The organism is Aquitalea sp. LB_tupeE (assembly GCF_013391415.1).
Lineage (GTDB): Bacteria > Pseudomonadota > Gammaproteobacteria > Burkholderiales > Chromobacteriaceae > Aquitalea.
This window is the reverse complement of sequence record NZ_JACAXB010000034.1, coordinates 62,227-79,100: the sequence shown is the minus strand read 5'-3', so window position 1 is coordinate 79,100 and position 16,874 is coordinate 62,227. Positions and strand designations below refer to the sequence as shown.

Annotated in this window: 13 protein-coding genes and 1 pseudogene; 9 read left to right on the top strand and 5 right to left on the bottom strand. The window is 59.8% G+C overall.

The genetic code is table 11. The annotated features are described in order from the left end of the window. Positions 1-35 precede the first annotated feature (35 nt). Together HWX34_RS18040 and cobA are read left to right on the top strand one after the other, a co-directional pair. Positions 36-2,744 carry a nitrate reductase gene (locus HWX34_RS18040; protein ID WP_178973564.1) on the top strand — a complete coding sequence of 903 codons (2,709 nt, stop codon included), beginning with the start codon at positions 36-38 and terminating at the stop codon, positions 2,742-2,744. Positions 2,745-2,760: 16 nt separating this feature from the next. Then, complete coding sequence (gene cobA, locus HWX34_RS18035) at positions 2,761-3,522, top strand: uroporphyrinogen-III C-methyltransferase (protein WP_178973563.1); 762 nt, start codon at positions 2,761-2,763, stop codon at positions 3,520-3,522. 14 nt (positions 3,523-3,536) lie between these two features. Here cobA and HWX34_RS18030 read toward each other — a convergent pair whose 3' ends face one another. Both HWX34_RS18030 and HWX34_RS18025 read right to left on the bottom strand, forming a co-directional pair. Further along, positions 3,537-4,022, bottom strand: a complete 486-nt coding sequence (locus HWX34_RS18030) for an OsmC family protein (protein ID WP_178973562.1) — start codon at positions 4,020-4,022, stop codon at positions 3,537-3,539. A gap of 12 nt (positions 4,023-4,034) precedes the next feature. Beyond that, entirely contained in the window at positions 4,035-4,517 is a 483-nt protein-coding gene (locus HWX34_RS18025; RefSeq protein WP_178973561.1) for a DinB family protein, read from the bottom strand. Between the two features lie 93 nt (positions 4,518-4,610). Between HWX34_RS18025 and HWX34_RS18020 the strand changes: the two genes are divergently transcribed. Continuing rightward, complete coding sequence (locus tag HWX34_RS18020) at positions 4,611-5,513, top strand: LysR family transcriptional regulator (RefSeq protein ID WP_178973560.1); 903 nt, start codon at positions 4,611-4,613, stop codon at positions 5,511-5,513. Here the strand turns inward: HWX34_RS18020 and HWX34_RS18015 are convergent. Beyond that, complete coding sequence (locus HWX34_RS18015) at positions 5,510-5,764, bottom strand: DUF2917 domain-containing protein (RefSeq protein WP_178973559.1); 255 nt, start codon at positions 5,762-5,764, stop codon at positions 5,510-5,512. The two genes, HWX34_RS18020 and HWX34_RS18015, sit on opposite strands and share 4 nt — an antisense overlap. Positions 5,765-5,939: 175 nt before the next feature. Here HWX34_RS18015 and HWX34_RS18010 point away from each other — a divergent pair, with 175 nt between their 5' ends. After that, positions 5,940-7,364, top strand: coding sequence for a PLP-dependent aminotransferase family protein (locus HWX34_RS18010; protein WP_178973558.1), 1,425 nt, complete (start codon positions 5,940-5,942; stop codon positions 7,362-7,364). Between the two features lie 55 nt (positions 7,365-7,419). On the opposite strand, the gene HWX34_RS18005 is transcribed toward HWX34_RS18010, so the two are convergent. Next, complete coding sequence (locus HWX34_RS18005; RefSeq protein ID WP_178973557.1) at positions 7,420-8,691, bottom strand: RidA family protein; 1,272 nt, start codon at positions 8,689-8,691, stop codon at positions 7,420-7,422. A gap of 298 nt (positions 8,692-8,989) precedes the next feature. Here HWX34_RS18005 and HWX34_RS18000 point away from each other — a divergent pair, with 298 nt between their 5' ends. The 3 genes from HWX34_RS18000 (at position 8,990) to HWX34_RS17990 (ending at position 12,299) form a co-directional block, all read left to right on the top strand. Then, the gene (locus HWX34_RS18000) at positions 8,990-10,225 is read left to right on the top strand and encodes a hypothetical protein (RefSeq protein WP_218645244.1); all 1,236 of its coding nucleotides are present in this window, start codon (positions 8,990-8,992) and stop codon (positions 10,223-10,225) included. An 87-nt stretch (positions 10,226-10,312) separates the two neighbouring features. Further along, the gene (locus HWX34_RS17995; RefSeq protein WP_178973556.1) at positions 10,313-10,489 is read left to right on the top strand and encodes a hypothetical protein; all 177 of its coding nucleotides are present in this window, start codon (positions 10,313-10,315) and stop codon (positions 10,487-10,489) included. A gap of 559 nt (positions 10,490-11,048) precedes the next feature. Beyond that, entirely contained in the window at positions 11,049-12,299 is a 1,251-nt protein-coding gene (locus tag HWX34_RS17990; RefSeq protein ID WP_178973555.1) for a cystathionine gamma-synthase family protein, read from the top strand. Between the two features lie 132 nt (positions 12,300-12,431). Here the strand turns inward: HWX34_RS17990 and HWX34_RS17985 are convergent, their stop codons facing one another. Continuing rightward, entirely contained in the window at positions 12,432-14,438 is a 2,007-nt protein-coding gene (locus HWX34_RS17985; protein ID WP_178973554.1) for a methyl-accepting chemotaxis protein, read from the bottom strand. Positions 14,439-15,129: 691 nt separating this feature from the next. Between HWX34_RS17985 and HWX34_RS21515 the strand changes: the two are divergent. Together HWX34_RS21515 and HWX34_RS17975 are read left to right on the top strand one after the other, a co-directional pair. Next, positions 15,130-16,260: pseudogene (locus HWX34_RS21515) on the top strand (PAS domain-containing methyl-accepting chemotaxis protein); the annotation flags it as partial. 204 nt (positions 16,261-16,464) lie between these two features. Further along, the gene (locus HWX34_RS17975; RefSeq protein ID WP_178973552.1) at positions 16,465-16,713 is read left to right on the top strand and encodes a hypothetical protein; all 249 of its coding nucleotides are present in this window, start codon (positions 16,465-16,467) and stop codon (positions 16,711-16,713) included. The last annotated feature ends 161 nt before the right edge of the window (positions 16,714-16,874 follow it).

Sequence of the window (16,874 nt, the reverse complement as noted above, 5' to 3'; positions counted from 1 at the left end):
CAACGGGACCTTGTCATCAGAAAAGGATGGGAAAAATGGGCAAGACTGAAACCCGCTCCACCTGCTGTTATTGCGGCACAGGCTGTGGCGTGCTGATTGCCAGCGAAGACGGACGCATTACCGGTGTGCGCGGCGACCCAGAACATCCAGCCAATTTTGGCCGGTTGTGCAGCAAGGGGCTGAATCTAGCGGCCAGCGCCGCCAGCGACAGCGGCCGTGCACTCTACCCGGAAATACGGCCCACCCGCGATGCGCCGCGCCAGCGCGTCGACTGGGACAGCGCGCTGGACAGCGTGGCCGAAGGTTTTGCCCGCATCATCCGCCAGCACGGGCCGGACGCGGTGGCATTTTATGTGTCCGGCCAGTTGCTGACCGAGGACTACTATCTGTTCAACAAACTGGCCAAGGGCGTGGTGGGAAGCAACAACATCGACACCAATTCCCGCCTGTGCATGTCCAGCGCCGTTACTGCCTATAAAAAAGCCTTTGGGGCCGATGGCCCGCCCACCTGTTATGCCGATCTGGAACAGGCCGACTGCGTGTTGTTTGCCGGTAGCAATCTGGCGTATGCCCATCCGGTACTGCTGCGCCGTCTGGAAGAAGCGCGCGCAGCACGGCCTGACACGCGCTGGATTGTCATCGACCCGCGCCGTACCGATACCGCCGCCATGGCCGACCTGCATTTGCAGATTCAGCCCGGCACCGATGTTGCGCTGTTCAACGGCATGCTGCATCACCTGATCTGGGAAGGGCTGGTGGCAGCGGATTACATCAGCGCCCATACCGAGGGCTTTGCCGAACTCAAGCAGATGGTGCGTAACACCACGCCGAAAATGGCGGCGGAAATCTGCGGCATCCGCGAAGAAGACCTGATCCAGGCAGCCGAGTGGTTTGGCCACAGCCCGGCCAGCCTGTCGCTGTACTGCATGGGGCTGAACCAGTCCAGCCACGGTACTGACAAGAACCTGGCGCTGATCAATCTGCATCTGGCAACGGGGCAGATAGGCAAGCCGGGTGCCGGGCCGTTTTCGCTCACCGGCCAGCCCAATGCCATGGGCGGGCGCGAAGTGGGCGGCATGGCCACCATGCTGGCGGCGCATCGCGATATCGACAATGCCGCGCACCGCGCAGAAGTGGCCGCTCATTGGGGCGTGCCGTTCGAGCGACTGTCCGCCACTCCCGGCCTGCCCGCCATCGCCATGTTCGAGGCCTTGCAACAGGGGCGAATCAAGGCCATCTGGATTGCCTGCAGCAACCCGGCGCACTCGCTGCCCAATCTGCCGCAGGTGCGCGCCGCACTGGCGCAGGCCGAGCTGGTGGTGGTGCAGGACGCCTTTGCCCACACCGATACCACCGCGCTGGCCGACATCCTGTTGCCCGCCGCCACCTGGGGCGAGAAAGAGGGTACGGTCACCAATTCCGAACGCCGCATCAGCCGGGTGCGCGCCGCCGTGCCGCCACCGGGCGAGGCACAAAGCGATAGCTGGATCGTCAGCCAGATTGCGCGCCGCCTGGAAGCACTGCTGTATCCCGGCGCGGCCAGCCTGTTTGGCAATACCGCTGCCGCCAGCGTGTTCGACCAGCACCGTGCGCTCACCAGCGGGCGCGATCTGGACATCAGCGGGCTGGACTATGCCTTGCTGGATAAGGCCGGGCCGCAGCAATGGCCGCTACCGGCGGGCATGGTACAGGGCCAGGCGCGGCGCTATGTCGATGGCGTGTTTGCCACCGCCGATGGCCGGGCGCGCTTTCATGCGCTGCGCTACCAGCCACCGGCAGAAAATGTATCGGCACATTACCCCTTCCGCCTGCTGACTGGCCGCTTGCGCGACCAGTGGCATGGCATGAGCCGTACCGGCCGTCTGCCACAACTGTTTGCCCACCGCCCGGAACCGGCACTGGAAATGCACCCGGACGATGCCGAACGCCGTGGCCTGCAAGCGGGCGAGCTGGTGCGTATCAGCAGCAAGCGTGGTCAGCTGGTGTTGCCGCTGGCGCTCAGCCGCGAACTGGCCAGCGGCACGGTGTTTGCCGCCATGCACTGGAATGGCCAGTTCCTGAATAGTGGCGGTATCAACGAAACCAGCCAGCCGCAGGTGGATGGTCAGTCCTTCCAGCCGGAACTCAAGCATGCGGCAGTCAAGGTGGAAAAAATCAGCCTGCCGTGGCGGGTAACGGCGGCGCTGCGTTGTGACGACCTGCCCGCCATGCAGGCGCGGCTGTCCCCGTTGCTGCGCCAGTGCAGCTACGCCGCCATTGCGCTGCACGGTCCGGATGTCTTGTTATTGCGTGCCGCGCATGCGCAGGCACTGGAGGGCTGGCTGCAACAACTGCTGGATGTGCTGGGCCTGCAGCCGGGGCCAGATGTACTGGAATACCGTGACGACCGCCGTGGCGTGGTCAAGCGCGTGGCCTGGGCGGATGAACGTCTGGCGGCCTTTGTGTTTGCCAGCAGCAATGTCACAGACGGCCCGGCAGCGGACAGCCTGTTGCAGCAACTGCAAGCCGGTGATGCATGGCAGGGTTCGCGGCTGACGGTGTTTGCCCCGGCCGGACAGCGAGCCGTAGTGCGGGAAAAAATCATCTGCCAGTGCAAGCAGGTGGGAGAAAACGCCATCCGCCAGTGTCTGGAGCGGGGCGATAGCGTGGAACACATCAAGGGCACTCTGGGTTGCGGCAGCGTTTGCGGCTCCTGCGTGCCGGAAATCAAACGCATGGCCGCCAGCGTGGCGCAGCCTGCCTGAGCACAGGAGTAACAGCATGAAACGCGAAACCGGCAAGGTAGTGCTGCTGGGGGCAGGCCCCGGCGATCTGGAACTGCTCACTCTCAAGGCCGTACGCCAGTTGCAGGCGGCCCAGGTGCTGCTGCTGGACGAACTGGTCAACCCGGACATCGTCAGCCTGGCCCCGCAGGCGCAAGTGGTGCGGGTGGGCAAGCGCGGCGGCTGCAAATCCACGCCGCAGGATTTCATTCAGCGTCTGATGCGCCGCTATGCGATGCAGGGCAGGCGGGTGGTGCGGGTAAAGGGCGGCGAGGTGCTGTTGTTTGGCCGGGCCGGGGAGGAAATCCGCTACCTGCAACAACACGGCATCGCGGTGGAAGTGGTCAATGGCATCAGCGCGGCACTGGCCGCCGCCGCCAGCCTGAGCGTGTCGCTCACCCATCGTCAGCATTGCCGTGGCGTGACGCTGGTAACCGCCCATGCGCAGGATCACAGCGAGCCGGACTGGCAGGCGCTGGCTGCCACCGGCACCACGCTGGCCATCTATATGGGCATGAGCCGCATCGCCAGCCTGAATCAGGCGCTGTTGCAGTATTTACCGGCCAGCACCCCGGTGGCGGTGGTGCAATGGGCCAGCACGCCGCAGGAACAACGCCTGCTCAGCACACTGGCCACACTGGAGGTCGATGCCCTGGCCGCAGGCATGGGCAGCCCGGCCATCATTCTGGTGGGCGAAGCCATGGCCGAAGCCAGCCTGCCCGCCATGCAGCAGTCCGTAGCAGACCGAAGCTGTGCCTGATGCCCAGACCGATGTTACTGGGCCGGTGTATCGTCCAGCCCCACCGGCTGACACAGCACCGTCGATGTCACGGAATTGGCAATAAAGCAGTTGCTGTGGGCCTGATGATGCAAGTGGGCATGCTGGGCCGCGCTGGGCGGGTTGGCACTGCCAAATTGCACCTCCGGACGCAACGTGACGCGGGTGATGGCCAATTGCCCGGCGGCGTTCTTGCCCATCTCGCCGCTGGCGCGGTCCAGATAACGCTCCACCGTGAAACCGGCGCGGGCGGCCAGGTCCAGAAACCACAGCATGTGGCAACTGGATAGCGCTGCCACAAAAGCTTCTTCCGGGTCCACCGCGCTGGCGTCCGACATTGGCAGCGGCACCACGGCGGGGGAGGACGAACCCGCCACTTCCGCGCCACCATCAAAGCGCAACACATGCTTGCGGCTGTAGCGGCGGTCCAGAAAGTCCTGCCCCTTACGTTGCCATTCCACTTCCACGCCAAATTGTGCCATTGCGTTTTCCCCTCAGGCTGTTTGATGCAGAAAAATGGTGAGGCTGTCCTTGGGCGGGCGGATTCCCGCCTCGGCCAGCATGCGGCCCACCATGCCGCGATGATAGCTGCCGTGGGTAATCAGGTGCAGCAGCATCTCGCTGCGCTGCATACGGCCCGGCTTGCCATCGACAAAACGGAAATCCACCGCCTGTGTCAGTGCGACGTTATCCAGTGATTCCAGATAGGCGCGATACCAGTCATCGCTGGCCTGCTGACGCGCCTGTAGCTGGGCCAGCGTGGGCGTGTCCGGCGTATTCAGCGCGTCAAAGCCATGTGGCTGCTGTTGCAGATTGGCCTGGAATATCTGCTCCACCAGCCACACATGGTTCAGCATGCGCACGGCGGCGGTCTGGGTCTCGTCGGATAGTGCCTGCAGTTGCTGTTCCAGCAGGGTAAACAATTGCCGGTTGGCCCAGGCCTTGGCCTGAAACAGGGTGTGTAACATGGCGTGCATCGGGTGTCCTCCGTGAAAAGCCTAGCTTATTACGCATTGCGGGTTTTAGAATCTGCTACTCAGGAAATTCATTACTGAAACAGATTCATTAATATGATAGAAACGCAAACCACCGAATTGCTGGCTGTGTTGTATCTGAGCGAAACCGCCAGTTTCACCCGCGCGGCAGAGCGGCTTGGCCTGACCGCCTCGGCCTTGTCCAAGGCGATAGACCGGCTGGAGAAGCGTCTGGGTTGCCGCCTGTTTGCCCGCAGCACCCGCCGGGTGGTGGCCACGGCGGATGGCGAGCGCTTTATCGCCCATGCCCGGCGCATCGTGGACGACCTGGCCAACGCCGAAGCTGATCTGCGTTTTGGCCGCAATATCCCGCAAGGCACGCTGCGCATTACCGTGGGTACCGCCTTTGGCAACCAGCAATTGCTACCGGCGCTGCCACGTTTCATGGCGCGCCACCCGCAGGTACGGCTGGCCTTGTCGGTAAGCGACCATCTGGTGGACATTGCCGCCGACGGTTTCGACCTGGGCTTGCGGCTGGGGCCGCTGGGCCCGGTGGATCATCTGGTGGCACGGCCCATTGCCAGTCTGCCACGCAAGGTGTGTGCGGCACCGGCCTATCTGCGCCAGTTCGGCAGCCCAGGGCACCCGGACCAGCTTGCACAGCACCAGTGCCTGGTGGTGGCGGATATGGAACAGGCCGACCAATGGCCCTTCATGGTGGATGGCCAGCTGCAAAAAGTGGATGTCAGCGCCCGGCTGAGTGTGGACAGTGCCGAATCCCTGCTCAGTCTGGCCTTGGCCGGGGCTGGCATCATCCGTCAGTCGGCCTTCTTGCTGGAGCCGGCATTGCAGGACGGCAGGCTGGTGGAAATCCTGCAGCCATGGCGGGTGGACGACAGCATGCCGCTTACCGCCTTGTACCCGCCGGGCCGCCAGCATCAGGCCAAGCTCACCGCCATGCTGGACTTTCTGCAGGAAACCTTCGGCCAGCCCGACTAGCCGCAGCTGGCCAGTTGCAACAGGCTGTGCTCACCCTGCAGCTGCAAACTCAGCTGTGCCGGGCCGCCCACTGCTTCCAGCAATAGCGTTTCGCCGCGTGCCATGCCCGGCGTCCAGCTGGCACCGCGCCCCAGAATCACATCCTGGCCGCAGTAGCTGATCCATATCCGCCCTTGCTGCACCTTCAGGCTGTGCGGCAAATGGCCTTGCAGGCTCAGCAATTCACCCTGATTCAGTAGCAATGTGGTCATGTTGTGCGCTCCCGTGCTGTTGATGCCAAACAGCTTAGCGTTGGCCAAATGGGGCCGGTAGCCACACAGTTGACCAAAAAAGACCATGACAGCACCGGTTCTTGCCCAACTGTACTGGCTGTTTTTGTGCACAACTGTCCGTGGTGCCAGTGATTCAATCCCTTATCATGGAGGCATGGACAAGCAGCCTCTTTACCAGCAATTGGCCGATGACATCGCCGCCCAGATCGCCAGCCGCGTATTACGTGTAGGCGAGCGCCTGCCGTCGCTGCGCGACATGAAGTTGCGGCGCGGTTTGAGCCTAAGCACAGTGCAGCAGGCATTCCGCTTGCTGGAAGACCAGGGACTGGTGGAGGCGCGGCCGCAATCCGGCTACTTTGTGCGCCAGCGCAGTGACAGCGCACCTTTACTGCGCCTGGCGGCGGCTACCGAAGTCACGGTAGACCCGCTGCTGTGGAGCTATGTGGAGGATCAGTCCGAGCAGCACACCGAGCGCATACAAGGCTTTCGCAGCGCCGTGGCGCCGCACGACCTGCTGCCTACCGCCCAGTTGCAACGCATGACGCTGGACTGCATGCGTCATCACCCGGACTTGCTGTCCGACTACGGGCGGCCCAGCGGCCTGCCAGCCTTCAAACGTCAGATCGCGCGGCTGGCACTGGAGTGGGGGGGGCAGTTGCTGCCCGAACAGCTTATTGTCACGCAAGGCACCATCGAGGCATTGAACCTGGCCTTGCGCGCGCTTACCCAGCCGGGTGATGTGGTGGCGGTGGAGTCTCCCGCCTATTTTTCGTTGCTATATACCCTGAAAGCGTTGGGTTTGCGCGTGGTGGAAATTCCCACCGACCCGGTGAGCGGCATTTCGGTAGATGCGCTGGAGCTGGCCACCCGTGATGCCGCCATCAAGGCAGTCATTCTGGTACCCAATTTTTCCAATCCGCTGGGTGCGCTGATGCCGGATGCCGCCAAGGAAAAAGTGGCCGACATGCTGGCCGCGCGCGACATTCCGCTGATCGAGGATGATGTTTACGGTGAGTTTTACTACGGCAGGCAGCGGCCACGCCCGATCAAGGCGTTTGATCGTAGCGGCAACGTACTGTATTGCGCCTCGCTCACCAAGGATGTGGCGCCCGGCTTGCGCATAGGCTGGATAGATCCGGGTCGCTATCGCAATCAGGTGGAAGTGCAGAAATACCTCAGCACCCACTCTACGCCTACGCTGAATCAGGCGGTGTTGGCACGCTTTCTGGAGAGCGGTGCCTATCCGCGCCACATGCGGCGCTTGCGGCGCGCCATCGCCAGCCAGATGCAGGGGCTGTTACAGGGGGTGGAGCAATATTTTCCGGCGGATGTGCAATACACGCCGCCGCAGGGTGGTTTTGCGCTGTGGCTGGTGTTTCCGGAAGGCTTCGACAGCCTGGCCCTGCACCAGCAAGCCCGGCAGGAAGGGATAGGCCTGGCACCCGGGCCGCTGTTTTCGCCACGCGGTGGCTACCGCCATTGTGTGCGCCTGTCTTGTGCCGCAGTCTGGACGCCGGAACAGCAGGCCAGACTGGTACAGCTAGGCCGCTTGGTGTGGCAACAATACCGCAGCGGCTGACAAACACGGCAGTACCGCATTCGCCAACCGCTGCAAAGTGGCCAGTCACCGTGCTTTAACGGCGCGGCACAGTGCCTTCGGCATTGGCCAGTACGGCATCAATCTGGATGTCCGCGCCAGCCGGCAGGCTGGCCACGCCGATAATGCGACGGGCCGGAGTGGCATTGGAGAAGTAGTCCCGGTATACCGCGTCCACCAGCGGCAAGTCGGCCAGGCGAGTCAGGCAGATATTCACTTTCACCACATCTGCCAGACTGTGCTCAATGCTGTGCGTAATGTTCTGCAAGTGTTCCAGACACTGGCGGGTTTGCGCGGCAATGCCACCAGCCACCACCTTGCCGTCATGCGCGCTCACGGGCAGCAGTGCTGAAATATGGTTGTAGTGCGAGAAGGCAACCGACTGCGTGGCCAGCTTGTCCTGCGGCACCTCTGCGCTGCGGCCGGTACGGATGACAATACCGTGGCGGTCTTCCACCGCTTGCGGCGGCGTGCCGTCGCCATGCGATACCACGGCTTCAATCTGGATGCGGGCAGCCAGCGGCAGTGCCTGGGCCGGAATCACGCTGCGTGCCGGGAAATAAGCATGGCTGCGGGCAATGGCGGAATCCGGGAAGAAGGTGCTGTAAACCGCGTCCACGGCGGGCAGGTCGGCCAGGTCGGTCAGGTAGAGGTTGATTTTGACAATATCGTCAAACGGCACGTCAATGCTGTTCAGAATGGCCTTGATATTGCGCAGGCACTGGGCGGTCTGTTCTTCGATCCCCCCTTCCACCAGCACGCCGGTGTGCGGGTTGACCGGCAGTTGCGCGGTCAGATTGTTGTAATGGGAAAACGCTACGGTCTGGGTAGACAGGGCAGAGCAGGGGGCGCTGTCGGTATTGCGCGCCAGCTTGATCAGGTCGCCGGCTTGCGGTGCATGCGGAATGGTGCCTTCGCCATTGGACAGCAGCGCTTCCACTTGCAGCAGCGCGCCCAGCGGCAGGTCATGCACGGCCACGGCGGTCAGTGCCGGTACGTAAACCGGAAAGAAAGTGGCGTACACGGCATTCACCGTGGCCAGGTCGGCGATGTCACGCAGGAAGATGGTGATGCGCACCACATCGTCCATGTTGTGATTGATGCTTTCCACAATGCTGCGGATATTCTCGAAGCACTGTTCCGCCTGCTGACGAATGCCACCGGCTACCAGTTGCCCGGTGGTGCGGTCCAGCGGCAGCTGCGCGGACAGATTGTTGTAATGAGAGAAGGCGACGCTGTGCGCGGCCTGACGGTCGGCGGAGGGAAGACCGGCAGCGTTGCGGGCCAGAACGGCATTGAATGTACTCATGGTATATATTGCCTCGTGCGGAGAAAGAGTGGCTTGGCTTGACCTTTGGCTTGCCTGTGCGTACGTGACGCAGTTTGCTACCGGCTTGCAGCCACCAGATAAGAAAACGTGAATATAAGAGAAGTCTTATTATTAGTAAATAAGCGAATGTTGATATTTATCAAGCAAAGGCCATGCCGCCAAATCCGCCGTTTTCCCCGGCTGAAAACCGGGCGGCGCGCTCGCGCAATGTCCTGGCAGGAATTCTCAAGTTTTGTGGTAACAGCAGGCCGGTAACCGATTCACGAACGGAGCAACCATGCTGCATCGCTCAATTTGCACCACGCTTTTACACAGCCTTGCCAGCTTGTGCCTGAGCCTGCTGATGCTGGCAAACACGCAAGCCGCACCGCGCAGTCCGCAAGACTTGCGCAGTTACATGCATGGCGTGGTGGCGCTACCCGCAGGGCAGAGCGGCGACTACGATGTGTTTTTCAGCAGTGCCGGCCTGCCGCCGCGAGGGGAAAATGCACTGGGCCACTGGCAGCATGATGTCTATCTACTGCATTGGCGTGCCGATGAAGGTGCGCAAGGCCAGCCGCAAATCCTGATTGCCAGACCGGAAGCGCAGGAGCCGGTTTCCGCCGCGCGCAACCGCAGTGGCCATGTGATGCTGACTTTTGAAGATGGCTGGAACAGCAAAGACGAAGTCAGCCAGCGCTACGGGGTTTACGATGCCGCCTTGCAGCCGATCAAGCCCTATCCGCAAACCGCAGTCCCAGGCGGGCATTCCGGCCATGTGGCGGCGGTGGGCGAGCGCTTTGTACTGTTTTATTCCGATGGCTGGGTGGATGGCGACGGGGTGAACGGGCAGGGCAGCGGCAACGGGGTATACCTGCAGGTTTACGACGGGCAGGGTGAAATCCTGCAGTCGATAGATGTGGTGGACGAACAGCGGGCCTGGTGGCCCATGCTGGCCGGTGGCGAGCGCACTGCTTTGCTGGTGTGGCAGCAAATCACCAATGGACAGAAAACCGGCCAGCTGAACATGGCGGTGCTGGACCCGCAGCGCGGCAGCCTCAGCGACATCCGGCTGCTGTCCGCTGGCTTGCAGCTATACCACTACAATCTGACCTGGCTGCCTGCGGTGTCACGCTTTATGCTGCTGGCCACCATCAAGGGACAAGGGGTGGCCTGGCTGCTGAACAGTACCGGTGAAGTCAAAGCCCGCCTTGACTGCCTGCCCGCCACGGTGCGCGAGGCCGGGCTGATGGTGAGCGGCAATACCGTGTTTACCCCCACGGCGGACGGCCAGCTGATGCAGTTGCTGGCCGGGCTGGACAGCCTGCAATGGCAAGGCCTGCTGGCAGAGCGCAAGGGGCGGCCGGTGGCCTGGCGGCCCTTGGGTAGTGTCGGCCTGCCCCGCAGCGATGGGCGACTGGATTGGTTGTCGCTGACCGAGCGCGGCCTGCAATGGTGTCAATTCGACCCGCAGCAAACCCGCCCTGCGCTGCGTCCGGCTGCCTGTCGCGACGCGGATGCCGCTAGCAAATGAACAAATTTTTCATCTTTTTCTATAGTGCTGCTCAAGGTTTTGTTACCTGCGTCGATAAATACCCAAACAAAGCATAAGGGGAAATCGATGACAAACCGCGACGGCATCAAGATTGAAGCCTACACGCTGGAATTTTTTGTACTGGACGAAAAAGTAAAAGAAGCACGGGCACAGTTGCAGCATATTGAAAACCTGTTGCTGGAAACCGGCTGTTTGCCGTCGGCACCTGCGCTTATGCCTGTAGTATCTGCCACCGCACATTAACAGGCAGTCCAGTTGGCAGCACACCACAATGGCCGGGTTTCCCGGCCATTGTCATTTCCGCCTATCCGTCACGACTGATGGTTTGCGCTGTTCCGGTCATGTCGATGGCGGCCAGTCCGCCGTTTTTTGCCAAAGAAGCCGGGCATCTGCCGCTGGCTCTGGTTAAAATATGGCCTGTTCGCGCCCCGGCATGTTGTCAGGCGCAGGGACACACCCGATCAAGGACAGCATGTCCAATTTCATTTCCCGGCTGCTGCGCGGTGCCGGCAAGCCAGCAGCATTACCACCGGCTACTGCGCTGCTGGTGGATGTGCGCGAGCCCGCCGGGTTTGCTGGTGCATATGCGGCCGGAGCCATCAATATCCCGCGCCCAGGCCGCACAGCTACTGGCAGCGGGTTTGCCCCAGCTTATCAATGGCAAGAACATGGCAGAATTTCCTGCTGCTGCAGCGCTAAAATACGCCGATTACCGGACAGATAAAAACAGGCGGCATGGCCGCTGACACCAGGCATTCGCTTCCGGACAGGAGGTGCATGGCCGTCATCAGGAAACAGGATAATGAGTAAAACAGACAAGCAGGGCCTCTCCACCACCATCGTGCATCGCGACCGCCGCGCTGGCATGGAATATGGCGCATTGCGTGCCCCGCTGCATAATTCGGTGCAGTACGGGCTGGACAGCGTGGAGGACCTGATCGGCATTTTTCAGGGCAGCAAGAAAGGCGGCTTCAACTATGCCCGTCAGGGCACGCCCACCACGGCCGCGCTGGAGGCCAAGATCACCGAGATTGAACGCGGCATTGGCACGGTCTGTTTTGCCACCGGCATGGGCGCGATTGCTGCTATCTTCCTGTCCCTGCTGAAGGCCGGCGACCATATCGTGTCCAGCCGCCATGTGTTCGGCAATACCAACAGCCTGCTGGGCACCCTGCGTCAGTTTGGTGTGGAAGTCAGCATGGTGGACATGGCCTCGGCAGGCAGTGTGGCCGCTGCGCTGACCCCGGCCACCCGCATGGTGTTTGTGGAAACCATTGCCAACCCCGGCACCCAGATTGCCGACCTGCAAGGCATAGGCCAGCTGTGCCAGTCCCATGGCCTGGTGTATGTGGTGGACAACACCATTACCTCGCCCGCCTTGTTTAACCCGGCCAGTGTAGGTGCCAGCCTGGTGGTGAACTCGCTCACCAAGACCCTCGCCGGTCATGGTGCGGCACTGGGTGGCGCAGTGACTGATACCGGTCTGTTCGACTGGTCGGCCTATCCGAACATTGCGGACGACTACCGCAAAGGCGCAGCCGCCCAGCAAGGCCTGACCCAGATCCGCAAAAAAGCCTTGCGCGACATGGGTGCGTCGCTGTCGTCCGAGCATGCCAACCTGATTTCCATCGGCATGGAAACACTGGCCTTGCGCGTAGGGCACTGCAGCAATACCGCCCAGCAACTGGCCGAATACCTGGAAGCCCACCCGGCAGTGCGCAAGGTGTCCTATCCGGGCCTGCCCAGCCACCCGCAATACCAGCGTGCCCGTGAACTGTTCAGTGGTAATGCCTGGCTGCTGTCTTTCGAACTGTACGATGCCGCACAAACCAATACCTTGCTCAATACCCTGCAAGTCCCGATCAAGGCCACCGGGCTGGGGGATACCCGTACCCTGGTGATTCCTGTGGCGTCTACCATTTTCTGGGAAGCCGGCCCGGAGAAACGCAAGGAAATGGACATTCCGGACGGCATGGTGCGGGTGTCGGTTGGTCTGGAAGAAGTGGGCGATCTGATTGCCGACTTCGAACAGGCATTTGCCAGTCTGGGCTAAACCATCCAAAGCACATGAGGCAGGCTGGCCTTGTGGCGTGCCTGCCCCTTGGCGCATGGACAGTTTTGTCATGCAGCGGAAAAAACCTCCGCCACATTCATCAGGGTGATGCCGATTTCTTCAGCACGGCGCTCAGTCATATTCGTGGCTGTGATTGAAGAACTCGAAACAGGATTTCAGCTCTTCCTGCTGGCGCGGGCTGATGTCGACAAATTCCAGGCCGTAGATTTCGCCATTGGCCTCCGCCTGCACCCATTTCACCCGGCCAGTCAGTTGTAGCGGTGCCTGCTCGCGGTAATCATCAATGCTGTCGTGTGGCAGCAGCACCTTCAGTTTCATCAGGCTGTGTTCTGCCCGGTTCAGCGCCAGCGGCAGCCGTAACTTGATGCCGGACAGGCTGAAGTCTTCGGTAATGGCGTCGCGCAGTTGGTCGCCATCCTTTACCTGCACCAGAATGTGCTGGCGTACACGCGGCAGTTTGCGGTTGTCGTTGGCAATGGCCTGAATCTGGCTGGATTGGTCGAACTGGAAGCTCTCCATGATGGTGCGCAAATCGGTGGAGGTGCGAAACAGCACTTCGCTGATGGCCCCGGTGGTATGCACTTTGTAGGCATTGTCACTTAGCGTGGTCAGCAGGGTTTCCAGTTGACCGCGCATGGTTTCCAGCCGCGCCATCTGTTCCTGGCTGGCTGCGCCGATTTGCCGGGCCGCCGTCACATTGCCTTCAATATCCTCCACCAGCCCGTTGATGGACTGGCTGGCCTGCTCGGCCTTTTCCATACCCAGCCGCGTGCTGCTGATGATGCCTTGTACCGATTCGGTGTTTTCCTGAATCAGCGAACCCAGGCTGTTGATGATCTGGGTAATTTCATCGGTGGCTTTCGCCGCATTTTGTGCCAGCTTGCGCACTTCGTCGGCCACCACGGCAAAGCCACGGCCGTGTTCACCCGCGCGTGCCGCCTCGATAGCCGCATTCAGCGCCAGCAGATTGGTCTGGTCGGTGATGCTGGCAATGGATTGGGTAATCACCTGGATTTTCTGGTTGGCTTCTCCCAGCGCCACAATGCGGGTTTCGGCGTGGTGTGCTTCGGCGACTGCTGCATCCATCTCACGGATGTTGTCACGCATGGTGGACATGCTTTCGTGCGCACTCTTGCGCGCCTTGTCCGCGTGTTCGGTCACGCTGCCGGCAAGGTCCAGCACGATTCTGGCGGTTTGTGACAGGTCTGACGTGGCCTGACGCACCGCGGCAGAATGCTGCTCCTCCTCATTGGAGGTATCGGCAATATGGCTGGAGATGTCTGAAATCTGGTAGGAGGACTGCACCACCTGCTTGGTGTTCAGGTCAATCTTGCGCATGTACAAGGTTAATTGTTCGGCCATGTGACGCATGGCGGCCAGCAGGCTGTGGTCATGACCGGAGCGGTCGATGATATCCACGGCCAGATTGCCAGCGGCAATGGTGTTGGCAATGCTGGCTGCGTAGGCGGGCTCCCCGCCCAGAATCCGCAGCAGGCGACGGTATTGCAGCAGGCTGATGCCCAGCACACTCAACGTGGTGAGAATGGCAATCAAGCCATATGCCAGCACGGCATTGTCGCGCACCGTGGTTTTGTACTGCTGGGTTTGCTTGCTCTTGTTTGCCAGGCTTTGCGCCAACTGGTCCAGGCTCTTGTTGATGGCTTCGGTTGAATCATCAAAGCCATTGCCTTTTGCCTTCATGATGGCATTGCCAGCCTCGCGCCCCTGATGGATATAAGCCTCGGCCATTTTTACCCCGGTCTGGTGCAGGGCTTGTACCAAAGGCTTGATCTGTCCTACCTCGCTTGCCACTTCCGGCAACATGGTTTGCAGCACATCCAGGTTCTGCATGGCCTGCTTGAGGTTTTCCGCAGCATCGCGGTAATCGTCCGGCCCTTCGCCCGTGGCACCTGCATCTGTCAGAAACTGCTGAATCTGCACCACGTTAAAACGGGTGTCCTTGAACACCAGGCTGGCTTGTTTATACCGCTCCACCTCGTCATCGGCCTGACGTTGCAGATTATTGGTCCACCAGGTAACGGCACTGCCCGTCAGCAGCAGGCCGGCAACCAGCACCGCACCCAGAATCATGGTTTTCTTTACCGATGATGAAGACATATATGCTCCAGCCAAAGCTTGATAAATGGTTTTGTCGGACAGAATACACAAGAAGCGGCAAAAGGAATATGCAGTTTCTGATAGGAAATGGAGTGTATAGATGAATGCAGTATCGTGTTGCGCTGCATATGGCATAGCCGGGATGGCAAATGAGACGACTTCATGCCGCAGACTTGCCAATGGATGACGCACTGCGCTGGTTTGCGTTCGCCAAGATAATCAGCCCATGACTGAATCATGCGCTGTCACCCTGCCATGTATTTAATGCACAGGGAGGGCGGTGACATGTAGTTGCGCCGGGCGTGGTTACAGTGCGGAGGTGCTGTATTTTTAATGAATATATTGGTGATGAACCAATAACACATGTCATGAAAATAAAAGCATTTTGGCTTGATGGCTGTTTCTTGTGTGCCATGTTCTACGACAGGCAACGATAGTGGAGAAAAGAAGTGCGAAGAGTATTGCGGAAGGTGGGGCTTGCGTCGTAGTTTAAATGATAATGATTATCAGTTTGTAAGAAATATTACAAATTCCACGAACAATTCATCCCTGATAAACACCCACCCGCCAAGGAGAGATAATCATGTTCAATAGCAAGCTGAAAGAAACCATCCAAAACCAGGCGCGTATGATTGCACAGCAAAAAGCAGTGCTGGATGCAATTGGTTTGTCCATGGCCAGGGTCACCTTTGACATGAATGCAAATGTGGTGGAATCCAACCATGCCTTTCAGCAGGTGATGGGCTATTCCGCCGAAGTACTACCTGGCATGAATCATCGCACCTTTTGCGAAGCAAGCTATGCCAACTCCAGCGAATATCAGGCCTTCTGGAACAGCCTGCGCAAAGGTAGTCCGTTTGCCGGCAGGGTCAAGCGCCTGCGGCGCGATGGCAAGGTCGTCTGGCTGGAAGCCACTTACAATCCCATCAAGAACGAGCAGGGCCAGGTGTGTGGCTTTGTGAAGTTTGCCGCGGACATTACCCTGCGTGTGGAGGAAGAATTACGCAACAAGGCCGTGCTGGCCGCCATGAACCGGGTGATGGCCAGCATCGAATTTTCGATTGACGGGGTAATTCGCATGGTCAACCCCAATTTCCTGCGCACCATGGGATACCAGGAATCCGAGCTGATCGGTCAGCACCACCGCCGCCTGTGCACCATGGAATATGCGCAAAGCCGCGAATACATCCAGCTGTGGGAGCAGTTGCGCAGTGGGCAGTTTTACTCCGGCCAGGTATTGCGTATTGCCCGTGACGGTAGCGAGCGCTGGCTGGAAGCCAGTTACAATCCGGTGTTTGATGATCATGGCCAGGTTGTTTCCATCATCAAGTTTGCGACAGACATCACCGCCAATATTGCCGCGCAAAAACAGGAACGGGACAGCGCCCTGTTTGCTTTCAATACCTCGCAACAAACCCGTCACTGGGCAGAAGAAGGGGTCAAGAACATCAGCGAAAGCGTGAACAATATCGAAACCATGGCCAATGAAATCGCCACTGCGGCGCAGGGTGTGCAATCGCTGGGCGAGCACTCCCAGCAAATTGGCACCATTGTCCAAACCATCAAGGATATTGCAGACCAAACCAATCTGCTGGCGCTCAATGCAGCCATCGAAGCTGCCCGCGCAGGCGAAACCGGCCGTGGCTTTGCCGTCGTGGCAGACGAAGTACGCAAACTGGCCGAGCGCACCTCACTGTCTACTGCCGAGATTTCCGGCATGGTGAATGCCATCCAGCTGCAAACTGGCAAGGCCGTCAGCAATATGGACCAGATCAAGCATTTGGTAGAAGGCAGTGTCGGTCAGGTCAACAAGGTGGGTGAAGTCATCAGCCAGATCAGAACCGGCGCGGAATCGGTTGTCACCGCTATCCAGCAACTGGCGCTGGACAAGGGTTATCAGTAAGCATTATGCCGCTTTGGCTCCACGGTGCTGTTGCGAGTGGCCGTGCCGTGGAGCATGTCCTGAGCATCCCGGTCAGGTGAGTTGTTACCCACGATGGGTGGAAATTTGATCCAGCAGGATTAAATGTGGAAAAACGTGGGGCCAATTTGGGGCCGACAGCGGCAAAACCCGCTACTGAAATTGCTGGTGCTATTCGACAATATGGGCATGAAAGAAGCCATTGAAGACCAGCAGATTACTGATCATCAATGGCTTTTAGAGGTTGTGGTGAAGGCGGCGGGTGGGGGGCTAGATCAAGCTTGCGTGATCACGTCCTTCGACAACATTGAACTGGTGTTGTGCTTCATCCAGTTGCTGGTGCACATCGCGTAAGAGTGTTTCCAGCATTTCCAGTCTCAACTTCTCTGCTGCACTCGATGTGAGTCCGGAGATTTCCTTGGCAAGGAGGATTGCTGCTTGTAACTCTCCTTGTGCCACTTGGAGAACGTCCATCTTTTGCTATTCCGATACGGTGTGGGTTAGTGGTGATGCGT